Raw genomic sequence first — 12,233 nt, forward strand, 5'->3', positions numbered from 1 at the left:
CGCTCAAAATGACACGTATGCATCAGTTTAATGCACCGCTGGAATACAGTTACCGTTCAACGCGCACTTTTTTCAGCGGGGCGTCAGACGGATTTCATTCTCATCCGCACTATGAGGTCTATTATTTTCATGCCGGAGAGTGTACCTATATTATAGGCGACCGTGTGTACAGCCTGGAACCAGGAGACCTGATTCTAATGCATGGGATGACGCTTCATCGGGCTCATCCGGTACCTGGCGGCTTATATGAACGCACAACACTGCACTTTGATCCATCACTTATTCGCAGCAGCCTTCATCCCGATCGAATCAGCGAGGTACTTATGCCTTTTGATGAGCTGCGAAACTGCCGAATTAATCTGACGGGTGACATCCGTACGGAATTTGAATCCCTGCTGCTGAACCTGGATCAGCTATCGAACAATTCAGGCGAGTTCAGACAGGAACGAATGACAGTACGTTTGTGCGATCTTTTATATTTTGTGGCTGGCATTTGCCATGGCATCGTGGTGGATCATCGTCCTTCATCGGATAAGGAGCGACATGTCCAGCACATCATGGGTTATGTAGATACGCATTATATGCAGGATATCGGTCTGGATGATCTGGCGAGCGAGCTTCATTTATCCAAGCCTTACCTGGCGGGGTTGTTCAAGGAAATGACAGGCAGCACCATATTTAAATATTTGTATGACCGCCGTATCAACCAGGCCAAACTGTTATTTCAGTTTCAACCTGATATTTCGGTTACGGAGGCAAGTAGGTTGTCAGGGTTTAAGCGTTTGTCACATTTCAGCCGCATATTCAAACAAAACGTGGGCTGTGCACCTGACCTATATCGTACTCGCCTACATAAGACCCAGTGATGGATACGGCAAGATATTACCTTAATCAACAGGCACAATTAGTGCGAACCGAAGGAGGTTTTAACGAATGACAACGGAATTACCTTATGCATTTCAGTACCGAATCGGATCATCCGAATCAGACTATAAGTCATTATACCGGCCATCCGCATTGCTGGAACATATGCAGCTTGCAGCAGACCGCGATCTGGCACGGATGGGTATTACCGTATCGGAAATGCTGGATCAAGGGCTGGGCTGGATGTTAATCACGACGGATTTGACCATATTCCGCCAAGCTCGATTGGAGGACGAAGTCAGTCTCCAGACCTGGCATAGAGGCAACAAAGGAGTCATGTGGCTGAGGGATTATGTTCTTACCGATACAGAGGGGAATCATATCGCGGAGGCACGGACTTCCTGGGCGCTTGTCGATCTGGAGAAACGAAAGCTCCTCAGACCAGCAGCGCTGCCTTTTGAAGTGAAGTCACATCCCGAATTATCGCTGGGTGAACCCCCGGAGAAAGTGATTCTTCCTACAGGATTGGAGCCACAGGAAGACTATCGCCTGATTGTTCGATACAGCAGCACGGACAGCAACGGTCATATGAATAATGCGAGATATGCCGATGTGTGCTGTGACGCACTTACTGCTGAAGAACTTGCGGCTCGTCTGACACACATGCAGATATCATATCACAGGGAAATTCGAATGCAGGAAGAACTGGTCGTGGAACGGACGGAAGCGATGGATGGGGTAATCTGGATTCGCGGACGATCAGGAGCAGATGCGCAGAATACCATTTTTGAAGCAAAGTTAAGCCTTGAAGAGGTCGTTGCTTAACTATTTAATATTGAGATTAAAGGCCACCCAAATCTTGGGGGTGGTCTTTTTGCTGTGTTTAGAAGACAGGCAGAAAAGGTAAAGAAAGGGTAATGAAACCAGAGGAGGCGTTTAAGAATGAAAAATCAAATTCCCGGTCAAAATAAAGAATCGAATAAGGAACACGGGCACGATAATCCCGAACAATTCCCGACGGAGAAGGAAAGTTTGCTTGACCAGTATGAAGAAGAGCAGACCGTGGACCCCATCCCCTTGGAGGATCTGAATATGGAACAGCAAGAAGAGAAAAATAAGGATCAGACCAAGAGCAACTCTTCGACTGAAGAGAAATACCGTGCGGATTATCGGGAGAAGGACAAAGATTGATTTTGCATATTTGCATATTTAGTGAGATTAAAATAGTTTGTTGACTAATGTATGTTACTATATTATAGTTACTAATGTTAGTTTAAAAAATCTTGATATTAAACCAATGTGGAGGCGAATCGTTATGTCTAAATCTTTCTTTGACGCTTTGAAAAACAGAAGATCCTATTACGGAATCAGCAAGGAATCCACGATCTCGGATGCGAAAATTCAAGAAATCGTTGAGGAAGCCGTAAAGTATACGCCAACTTCTTTTAACTCACAAACTTCCCGTGCAGTGGTTTTGCTTGGTGAACAACATGATAAACTGTGGAACCACACTGAAGAAATCTTGCGTGAAGTGGTTGGGGATGCAGAAGCCTTCAAATCCACAGCCGAGAAAATGGCCGGATTCCGCAGCGGATACGGTACAGTATTGTTCTTCGAAGACAACAATGTCATTGCACAACTTCAACAGAACTTTGCAGCCTATGCGGATAATTTCCCGATCTGGGCTAATCAATCCAACGGCATGCTGCAGCTCGTGATCTGGACAGCACTCGAGCAGGAAGGTCTTGGAGCTTCCCTGCAGCACTACAACCCACTGATTGATGAGAAAGTGAAACAAGAATGGAATATTCCAGAACACTGGAGACTGATCGCTCAAATGCCATTTGGTAAGCCAACAGCAACTCCAGGCGAGAAAGAATTCCAACCGATTGAAGAGCGTGTTAAAGTACACAAATAAGTATTAAGCTTTAAGCAGATTTCCAACATTTAAACACATACGGCCTCGCTTCAATTTGATACGATGATGTAAGATCGTACTCCAATGAAGCGAGGCTTTTTGATGTGAACAATAGAATAAAGAAACATGCTGGTCGAAGAGTGGCAGCAGTCTTGTTCGTTGCTCTATGTATACTTGGACTGGTACCAGTCTTCCCCATCTCGGTGGGAGCAGCAGCGGCAAAACAGCAGTTCCAGGATATTAGCACCAGTTATGCGAAAGATGCGATAAATCATTTGGTGAACGAGGGTATTGCTGCCGGAACGTCAGAAACCAGGTTCGAACCTAAGAAGGCTGTGACACGAGCTGAATTTGCGACTTTTGCAGTTCGATTGCTCGGTTTGAAACCTGTTGAAAATAATATTAGTCCCTACAATGATACCCGTACCACGGCATGGTATTATGGCAATGTCTCTGCAATGACCAATCTTTCCATTTTGGAGGGAAAAGGGCAGGGAGCATTTCAACCTAACGCATCCATAACGAGAGAAGAGGCGGCTGCTCTGCTCGTGAGAATGCTGAAACAGACGTCCGGTTCTACAGGACTCTTGTCTACGACTTACGTTGATGCTTCTAATATTTCAGTATGGGCGAAGCCTTATGTACAGAAGGTATATCAGCTCGGCCTGATGCGTGGTAGTGATGGTTTATTCCGACCGCAGGATCAGGTGACTCGCGAGGAAGCTGCCGTGATGCTGGATGCCATTTTACAAAAGAAAGAATGGTCGCAGCAGCTTGGGAATGCTGATTCCTTGGGAATACAACTGGGCTGGCAGTATAACTCCACTACAGCAGAATTCAAGAAGCAGGTTGAACAATCCGAGGTAAATACACTGGTTCCCCGGTGGTTCTTTTTGAACAGCAGCATGCAGATTACAGACCATACAGACTCTGCGCTGCTCACATGGGCATCGTCAACCAATCGGGAAGTTTGGCCTTTGCTTGGCAACCGTTCCGATGCTGCGATGACCCACCAGATGTTATCCAGTTCAGCCAATAGGACGTCGGTCGTCACTCAGGTTACTGCTTATGTGAAGAAATACCAATTGGATGGTATTAATGTGGATTTTGAAAACGTGTTGCCAGAAGATCGGGCAGGCATGACTGCTTTTGTGACGTCACTTGCTGCTTCGCTGCAACCGATTGGTGCTGTTGTGTCGGTGGATGTGTCTCCTGATCTGGGTACGGACTGGACCGACGCATTCGATTATGCCAAGCTTGGTGCGGTCTCCGATTATATGGTTCTTATGGGATATGAGGAACATTGGAATGGAGACCCTATTGCCGGGTCGGTTGCCTCACTTCCTTGGGTTGAAAATGCCCTGGATACCATGCTTACGGACGTTGTGCGTGCCAAAGTTATTTTGGCGCTTCCGCTCTACACCAGAGACTGGTCATCGGCTAGCCCGGCAACAGGTTCATGGGATATTACCCTTGCGGAGCAGGGGACACGGGCACATGCTGCGGGCTCTGTGAGACAGTGGAATGCAAGTCTGGAGCAATATGTTATTGGTTATTCGAGTAACGGCTTGGCAAGATACATCTGGGCAGAGGAGAGCCGCTCCTTAACTGCCAAAGTTAGAATGAGTACAGACCGGAAGATAGCGGGGCTGGCTTATTGGTATATGGGCGGGGAAACCGCAGATGTCTGGGATGCCATCTCCAACGCTTCCCGTTTTGAATCATATTTATTTTAATTTTAAATCTAATGTAAGGAATAAGAGACCCAAATCGGACCGTGAACCATGCGGACGGTTTGGGTTATTTATTTTTTGTACAAGCTAGAGCTAGGACGTTTGAGTCTGATTGAGCGGTTTAATGTATAGAAGGATCGGAAGCGATCTACATATACCAAGACAAAAGGATGGACTGGAGGAGATGAAGGTTGCGAGAATATGATTGCATCATTGTAGGTGGCGGACTCGCAGGACTTCAAGCTGCCATTCAGCTGGGACGTTACAGTTCGCATCAGGTGCTGGTGGTGGATGCTGGAGAAGGCAGGTCAACCCTGTGCCGAACCTATCATAATATTTTGGGATTTCCAGAGGGTGTATCAGGTGAAGAATTAAGATCCAAAGGCAGAATGCAAGCCGAGAAGACTGGAGTTACATTTGAAAAGGATCGTATTGTTAAAGCAGAACGAGTGGGAGAACAGATTCAATTAACGGGTTCCTCTGGCACCTTATATTCAGCAAGGACTGTGCTGCTGGCAACCGGGCTTAGTGACCGTTTCCCCGCGATTCCGGGACTCAGGCCAACACTGGGCAGATCAGTTTACGTATGCCCGGACTGTGATGGATATGAAATTCAGGATCGTCGCACCATATTGCTGGGATCAGGAGAAGCTGGTGCCAATATGGCCATGATTCTGATCGAGCGTACCAATGATCTTTTGTATATCAACCATGAACAGAAACCAATCTCTGCTGAGCTTCACCGAAGCATGAAGGAGGCGGGCGTACGTTATCTTGAAGCTGCGGTTCAGGAAGTACAACAGACAGAGGACGGATATATTACAGGTGTACTGACCGAAGATGGGCATATCTATGAATCAGAACGCGGATTTATTGCTTTTGGTGGCAACCGGGTGCACTTCGAGCTTGCAGAGCAGCTTGGAGCGGTTATCGCTGATAATAAGCATGTTGAAGCGGATCATCGCAGTTTGCAGGCTGCCCCGAATGTTTGGATTGCAGGGGATTTGGGACTTCATGCGGAGCAAGCTACGGTAGCGATGGGCGAAGGCTCCATAGCGGCCATCTGGATTCACAAAGAGTTACAGAAGATCAAAAAGGAAAATAAAGTGAAGCAGTTGTAGACAAAAGCACGGTGCGACCAGGTTTTCCTTTCATAGACATACGAAAAGTCCTTCAGCCTGTTTAGGTTGAAGGACTTTTTGATTGAGCTGCAAATATGTGGAGAATCTATTCGTTTGATTTATTTTGGTGGGTTGCTGCCGACTTGTCTTTGGGATGTCCAGAAATATTGTCCACGATATCTCCAATCGCATCCTCAATCATGTCTGTCGGGCCAGGATTGTTGGGATCAGGATGAAGGACAGTATTGACACCTGGCTCAAGATCTTTGTTTTTCTTTTCTTTTTTAATTTCACTCATACGTATATCCTCCTTATCAATCAGGTCTAGGGTGTTCCTTAACATCTCCAAACGTTGTAATGTATATGTAAACGATTAACCGCTGGAATGGGTTTGAAACGTTTTGGGTTGAAGGAGGTAGTTATGTGTTCAAAAAAATGAGTGTACTCCTGCTGCTCCTTGTTTTATGTTTTTGGACGTATTGGAGAACGGGTGGAGAAGATCAGAATCCATATCTCATTACAGACTACAGTCGCCTACACCCGGTAAAAGTGGAACGAGTCGTGCAGGGTCATCAGGAACAGCAGCTTGTAGAGCTGCTAAAGGATGCAAGGGAGAATCATCTGACTGTGTCCATAGCAGGACAACGTCATAGTCAGGGCGGACATACCTATTACCGAGACGGCATCATTATTGATATGACTTCTTATAACCGTATACTGGACATTCAGCCGGAAGCCAAAAGGATAACCGTTCAGGCCGGAGCGACATGGGCGGACGTGCAGCGAGCAATCAATCCGTATGGCCTTTCGCTCAAAAATATGCAGTCTCAAAATATCTTTACGGTCGGAGGTTCGATTAGTGTGAATGCCCACGGGAGGGAGCTTCGCAACGGATCTCTGATTCAGAGCGTGGAGTCCTTTCGTCTCCTGACTGCAGATGGGCAGATTCGGGAAGTGAGCCGTTCATCCAATTCGGAATTATTTCCGTTGGTTTTAGGCGGATATGGACTCTTTGGCCTGATTCTGGATGTGACGCTGACGCTAACGGACGATGAATTATATCAACTTAGCGTAGACCGAATTCAGGCCTCAGCGTACCCAACGTATTTCCGTAAAAATGTACTAGGCGATCCGGACATGCGGATGCATCTGGCCCGCATCTCACTTCAGCCGGGTGAAGGGTATTTTAGCGATATGTATGCTCTTAATTATGCGATAGATACGGGGGCCTCGCTTCAGGATTATAATAAAATGTCTGTACGCGAACCTGGCGTGCTGCCTGCCAAGATTCTATTCAACCTTAATCGCGGAACGGTTTGGGGCAGAGAGTGGTTTTGGGAACTGCAGCAGCGCTATTTCGATTCACAGAACGGAAAAAGGATCAGCCGGAATAATGCGATGGCTTCTCCATCGGCGTTTATGGAATATCATCAGCCCGGCACTAACGACTTGCTGCAGGAGTATTTTATCCCTATGGATGCTTTTCCTACTTTCGTTAAGGAGATGGGGCAGATCGTTTCCCATGAGAAACTGGATCTGCTGAACATAACCGTTCGTTATGTCCCGCAAGACGATGAAGCCGTTCTATCCTATGCGACACAGGACATGTTTGGTCTGGTATGCCTTTTTCATGCCTCGCTGTCAGAAGAAGAACAGAGTAAGTTTAAGGCTAGTTTGCAGAAGATCATAGATTCTGTGATTCGCTTCAAAGGGACCTATTATTTGCCTTATGAGGCATATGCCACAGCAGATCAATTTGATCAGGCCTACGCTCACAAGGACGTTTTCTTTGCAGCGAAGGAACAGTACGATCCAGAGCATGTATTTATGAACTATTTTATGGAGCAATACGGAGGGAACGGTAAATGAATATGAAGTGGTTGGTCCGTTCACAGAGCATGGTTACCCTTGCTTCGGGTATGATTTATCCTTATTATTTGTTGTTTCTTAAAAATCTCGGGAACAGCTTCTCCAAATATGGACTTGCCTTTGCTGTTTTTACAATCAGTTCAGCGGCTGCATCACAGTGGCTGGCCCCTCGGCTGGACACGTATGCAAAACGGTGGCTTATGATGAGTTCGCTGGGCATGGCTGGAGCAATGATTGCTTTTCCGTGGATTACAAGCTACATATGGGTATTGCTGCTGCAGGTAATCATGGGGCTCTGCAATGCCATGCAGCGAATGAGTGAACGGGTGCTGCTTGCAGACTATACGGAGCCAGGTAAACGGGGCAAGCCGGTTGGCAATTATCATTTCTGGACATCAGCTGCATCAGGATTTGCCGTAATTATCGGCGGACTGCTGATCGATTGGCTTACGATTGATGTTTTGTTTTATCTAAGTGCCTTGTTGTATGTTTGGGGAAGTATATCCATATGGCGGTCAAATGATGCAACAAACCGTTGTTAAATGAAGTATAGAAATAGCCTGATTAAACTCCAGCGAGACGTTTATATTATAGATGACAAGCCAAATCATTACGCTCAAGGAGGAATATAAAATGAATGAGAGTAATCATGTAATTCATAAAGATGGTCAAGTGGCAACGGAGAAGGTTGAGAATGCAATCGATAAAATTGCACCTGAGGAAAGAGAACAGATTCTGCAAAACTTCGATGCATTTAAAGAGTATTTGGGTAAACGGATTGCTATGGGAGAATCCATTGGCCTGGGTGAAGAGCAGATGGCGAAAATTGCCGAGAAGGTAGCCGATTATCTGGCAGCCAAAGAAGAGCCGCGTAACCGTGAAGAGAAATTGCTGCAGGAGCTATGGAATGTGGGTAAGGAAGAGGAACGACATATGCTGGCTCATATGCTGGTCCGTCTTGCACAGCACACTCATTAAAAGCAAGAGAACCTTGGATGCGAGGCATTCAAGGTTCTTTTTATTGTAACTATTTTTCATCTCGCTGATACTTTTAAATGATTGTAAACAAGTATGATGATTTTAGTAAAAAATTAAACGAATTTTCACATGACCGTTTGAAGCCAAACCCTTCCGGTTAAGGAATGAATAACGTTCATATAAGGAGAGATGCTGCCTATGAAGAACGCGGCGAAACAATGGAAATTAAAAATACTTGGTACTGCTGCACTGTTGCTTGGTATCATCGTGCTTACTACATATTTGCTTACACCGGCAAATGCCGAGGAAAGTGCCGATTCCTCACAGGCTTCCGCAAAAGAAGCTCAGGCAGCCAATTCCGAGATGTATACAGCCTATGTGGATGAGCTTCAGCAGGAGAATGGCAAACTTTATTTGATCGTGGATAGAATCGGATGGTATCAGGGAGAAGAAGCGGATAAAGTCTTCGAGCAGCGCAACCCTGATTCGGGTATAGATGGAGCTCCGGATGGATACTATATTATCAACGACAGCAAGGAGCAGGACAAGATTGAAGTCAGCAGCAATGCCGAAGTGCTGATGCAGCTGTATGATCGCGATGGAACGGTTAAAGGAACAGACATTCAGTGGAATGAATCGATTGCTCTCAGCAAATTTGAATCCTTGTACGACAACAAAAACATCGTGGATCTGTCCGTATTCCCTTATCACCTTACTGTGCAGGATGGTAAGGTTACAAAGATCGTTCAGCAATATATCCCATAACATTATGAGCTTAGTTAGCATTCCTCCTGTTCGTCAGAACGGTGAGGGATGCTTTTTTGATTATGACAAAATGTTAAAGAAGATTGTAATTCATTGTAGGTACATGTATCATTATTGGAATGGTGTTTTTACATAGTTCAGGAGGCTTCTCATGCTTAAAGACATGATTGCATTAACGAAGCCCAGACTTCTGCGGCTTAATGTATTTGCGGTTGCGGTAGGATTCTGGGTCGCTTCAAAATGGGATATCTCGTGGTTATCCCTGCTGCTTGTTATTATTGGATCAACTCTGGTTATCGCCTCGGCATGTGTCATCAACAATTACTGGGATCGAGAACTTGATCAGAAGATGGAGCGGACCAAAAAACGCATCGAGTATATCAACCATCTTCGTCCCGCCTTTGTGTTATGGTACGGTATTATTCTGGGTGTTGCCGGTTTCGCCGTGTTATACGTTTGGGTGAATCCGCTGTCAGGCTGGCTTTCGCTTCTTGGATGGTTTGCATATATCGTGATCTATACGATGTGGCTGAAGCGCAGCTCTACCTGGAGTACTTCTCTTGGCGGCATAGCCGGGGCGATGCCACCGGTAATTGGTTATTGTGCGGTGACCAATCAGATTGATATGGGAGCATGGTTGCTGTTTGCACTGTTATTTCTATGGCAGCCGCCACACTTCTGGTCGCTCGGGATCCGGCGGGTTGAGGAATATCGTGCAGCGGGGTTTCCGCTTTTGCCTGTTGTGAAGGGGATTACACGGACCAAGTTTCAAATGGTGCCTTATGTGTTCCTGCTGCTCCCTGCTGTATTTTTGTTGTACTACTACAATTACGTTGGACTTATTTTTCTGATCGTGTCGCTGCTAAGCAGTGTGGTCTGGTTCATCCATACCCTTAGCGGGTTGAAGACGCAGGATGACGAGAAATGGGCCAAAATCAACTTTTTGATTTCGGTTAACTATTTAATGCTTATTTTTATCTTGATGGTTGTGAATACGACCTGGAGGTAACCCATCAAAACGAACGCCTTATGGAACAATGTGTGGACAAGCTGATTGTCTTCATTAAGGACCAGAGGTGTTTTTTTGTTATAATTAACAGATGAGTCATATTGAAGTGGATAATTTTAGGGAAAAAGGGTGTAGAGATATGAGTCAACTAGAGCAGGCAATACGGTTAAGACAGGAAGGCAAGACGCAGGAAGCGATCGAGTTATTACATACCATGGCGGAGAAGGAACCGGGCAATGCAAACGTATGGTATCAATTGGCCTGGGCACATGATTCACTTGGATTGGAACGCGAAGCCGTACCATATTATGAAACAGCGCTAAGCCAGGGATTAAAGGGGGAAGACAGAGCAGGAGCCATTCTGGGTCTCGGCAGTACATATCGGACCCTGGGTCAGTATGAGCAGGCTAAGAAGTGGTTGGAAACGGGAATGGAAGAATATCCGGAACAGCGAGAATTTGAAGTCTTCTATGCCATGGTACTCTACAATACCGGGGAGCATGCGGAAGCCATGAAACGACTGCTGGTTCAGCTAGCGGATACATCTTCGGATCAAGGCATACAAGATTATCATAAGGCAATCCGCTTTTATTCGGATCAATTAGATCGCATCTGGGAGTAATACTGATTTTTTTATTTAGTAGTACTAAGAGGGGATGATATCATGAGCTCCAATGAAGAACTGGAACAGATGAACGAAAGAATGGATCGGCTTGAGCAGAAGCTGGATCATTTGGCATATCATCTTCAGGGAAACCGGCTTTCACCCGCTACACGATTTTTGATTGGCTTTGCTGTTGTGTTGGCGATCCTCTTTATACTCATGATATGCATCGGTGTTATACAATTTGTAAGTAACGTGAACTAAGATAAAGGGGGAGGTTCGCTCCCCACTTAATGAAGAAATGTAGCTTGTACTCTGGAGCTTATCTTGAATCCTACCTTCAGACTAAGGGGTATGCGCCAGCCATTCTTGTACAGCTTCAATAAAACGGCGGGTGGCTGGAGACAGATTGGCAAGAGATGGGCAGGCTAGCCCAATGGTACGATAAGGGTCGCCGCTGAGTGGTACAAGTGCCAGTTCATTCGTATGACCTTGTAATACCATCTCTGGCAGGAGACTGATTCCGAGTCCGTTTCGAACCATGGCCATGATGGCCTGATCTTCAGCAACTTCATAAACCACATTCAGCTTGGCGGCGTGCTGTCGAATCAAACGTTCAATCTCATTGTCACCACCCCAGCGGGGCAGGATAAAAGGCTGCTCCAGGAGCAATTCAAACGATACAGAAGTTTCATCTGCAAGTGGATGACCTAGAGGCAGGATGCACATCATCCTGTCTTTTTGCAATGGGATGTTCTCATAAGACATTGATTCGCCAAGGGATAAAAAGCCGAGATCAATAGCCCCACCAGCCAGCCAGGCTTCGATTTCAGCATAGTCACCCTCCCACAGTTTGATCTCTATACCCGGATGCCGCAAGCGGAATTGCTTCAGTATTCCAGGCAGCCATTGGGTCGAGACGCTGGCAAATGTTCCAATGCGCACTGTACCGACCTCAGCTCCGCGAATCAGGGATATCTCCTGGTTCATGAGCTCATTCCAACGCAATATTTCACGCGTGTAACCAAGAATCCGTTCCCCTTCAGCGGTAACCTTCACACCTGTTCGGCCTCGATTCAACAATGTAAATCCACAATCCGACTCCAGACTGGCAATGGCATGACTGATAGCAGACTGAGTAATATTCAGGGCATCCGCAGCTTTGGTAAGACTTCCGTATTCTACGACGGCATTCAGAATTTCATATTTGACCAATGACATAATTCAATCCGTTCCTTCCGGTAAATAATGCATGAATTCATTTCATAAATACTATTATAAATATTCATTTTTATAATGGAAAGAGATCGTTTATACTTGCCAAGGCGAGTTAATTGGTACGGACTCAGCATAGAACAATACATAGAATGAA

Annotated in this window: 15 protein-coding genes; 13 read left to right on the plus strand and 2 right to left on the minus strand. The window is 45.9% G+C overall.

What is annotated here, in order from left to right; genetic code table 11:
• Window positions 1-8: 8 nt before the first annotated feature.
• The 6 genes from MHB82_RS11930 (at window position 9) to MHB82_RS11955 (ending at window position 5,636) form a co-directional block, all read left to right on the plus strand.
• Window positions 9-866, plus strand: coding sequence for an AraC family transcriptional regulator (locus MHB82_RS11930; RefSeq protein WP_341174735.1), 858 nt, complete (start codon window positions 9-11; stop codon window positions 864-866).
• Window positions 867-933: 67 nt separating this feature from the next.
• Complete coding sequence (locus MHB82_RS11935) at window positions 934-1,689, plus strand: acyl-[acyl-carrier-protein] thioesterase (protein ID WP_341174736.1); 756 nt, start codon at window positions 934-936, stop codon at window positions 1,687-1,689.
• 117 nt (window positions 1,690-1,806) lie between these two features.
• On the plus strand, window positions 1,807-2,055 hold the full coding sequence (locus tag MHB82_RS11940; RefSeq protein ID WP_341174737.1) for a hypothetical protein: 249 nt from the start codon (window positions 1,807-1,809) through the stop codon (window positions 2,053-2,055).
• A 124-nt stretch (window positions 2,056-2,179) separates the two neighbouring features.
• Complete coding sequence (locus tag MHB82_RS11945; protein WP_095287620.1) at window positions 2,180-2,782, plus strand: nitroreductase family protein; 603 nt, start codon at window positions 2,180-2,182, stop codon at window positions 2,780-2,782.
• A gap of 104 nt (window positions 2,783-2,886) precedes the next feature.
• Window positions 2,887-4,518: an S-layer homology domain-containing protein gene (locus MHB82_RS11950; RefSeq protein WP_341174738.1), complete on the plus strand. Its 1,632-nt coding sequence runs from the start codon at window positions 2,887-2,889 to the stop codon at window positions 4,516-4,518.
• Between the two features lie 188 nt (window positions 4,519-4,706).
• Window positions 4,707-5,636 carry an NAD(P)/FAD-dependent oxidoreductase gene (locus MHB82_RS11955; RefSeq protein ID WP_095358512.1) on the plus strand — a complete coding sequence of 310 codons (930 nt, stop codon included), beginning with the start codon at window positions 4,707-4,709 and terminating at the stop codon, window positions 5,634-5,636.
• Window positions 5,637-5,742: 106 nt separating this feature from the next.
• Here the strand turns inward: MHB82_RS11955 and MHB82_RS11960 are convergent, their stop codons facing one another.
• A complete protein-coding gene (locus MHB82_RS11960) occupies window positions 5,743-5,934 on the minus strand; it encodes a hypothetical protein (protein ID WP_095358511.1) in 192 nt (63 codons plus the stop codon).
• 125 nt (window positions 5,935-6,059) lie between these two features.
• On the opposite strand from MHB82_RS11960, the gene MHB82_RS11965 reads away from it, so the two are divergent.
• The 7 genes from MHB82_RS11965 to MHB82_RS11995 all read left to right on the plus strand — a co-directional run bounded on the left by MHB82_RS11965 (window position 6,060) and on the right by MHB82_RS11995 (window position 11,125).
• Entirely contained in the window at window positions 6,060-7,505 is a 1,446-nt protein-coding gene (locus MHB82_RS11965; RefSeq protein ID WP_341174739.1) for an FAD-binding oxidoreductase, read from the plus strand.
• On the plus strand, window positions 7,502-8,047 hold the full coding sequence (locus MHB82_RS11970; protein ID WP_341174740.1) for an MFS transporter: 546 nt from the start codon (window positions 7,502-7,504) through the stop codon (window positions 8,045-8,047). Before MHB82_RS11965 ends, MHB82_RS11970 begins: the two co-directional genes overlap by 4 nt.
• 91 nt (window positions 8,048-8,138) lie before the next feature.
• Window positions 8,139-8,483, plus strand: coding sequence for a DUF3243 domain-containing protein (locus MHB82_RS11975; protein WP_095287616.1), 345 nt, complete (start codon window positions 8,139-8,141; stop codon window positions 8,481-8,483).
• Window positions 8,484-8,681: 198 nt separating this feature from the next.
• Complete coding sequence (locus tag MHB82_RS11980; protein ID WP_110822529.1) at window positions 8,682-9,248, plus strand: hypothetical protein; 567 nt, start codon at window positions 8,682-8,684, stop codon at window positions 9,246-9,248.
• Between the two features lie 151 nt (window positions 9,249-9,399).
• Window positions 9,400-10,257 (plus strand): heme o synthase, encoded by an 858-nt coding sequence (gene cyoE, locus MHB82_RS11985; protein WP_095358508.1) that lies wholly within the window; start codon window positions 9,400-9,402, stop codon window positions 10,255-10,257.
• A 139-nt stretch (window positions 10,258-10,396) separates the two neighbouring features.
• The gene (locus tag MHB82_RS11990; RefSeq protein ID WP_095358507.1) at window positions 10,397-10,879 is read left to right on the plus strand and encodes a tetratricopeptide repeat protein; all 483 of its coding nucleotides are present in this window, start codon (window positions 10,397-10,399) and stop codon (window positions 10,877-10,879) included.
• A gap of 42 nt (window positions 10,880-10,921) precedes the next feature.
• Window positions 10,922-11,125, plus strand: coding sequence for a hypothetical protein (locus MHB82_RS11995; protein ID WP_341174741.1), 204 nt, complete (start codon window positions 10,922-10,924; stop codon window positions 11,123-11,125).
• Window positions 11,126-11,206: 81 nt separating this feature from the next.
• Here the strand turns inward: MHB82_RS11995 and MHB82_RS12000 are convergent, their stop codons facing one another.
• The gene (locus MHB82_RS12000; RefSeq protein WP_095358505.1) at window positions 11,207-12,082 is read right to left on the minus strand and encodes a LysR family transcriptional regulator; all 876 of its coding nucleotides are present in this window, start codon (window positions 12,080-12,082) and stop codon (window positions 11,207-11,209) included.
• Between the last annotated feature and the right edge of the window lie 151 nt (window positions 12,083-12,233).

The sequence above is a fragment of the Paenibacillus sp. FSL K6-2862 genome (assembly GCF_038005125.1).
Classification (GTDB): domain Bacteria; phylum Bacillota; class Bacilli; order Paenibacillales; family Paenibacillaceae; genus Paenibacillus; species Paenibacillus illinoisensis_A.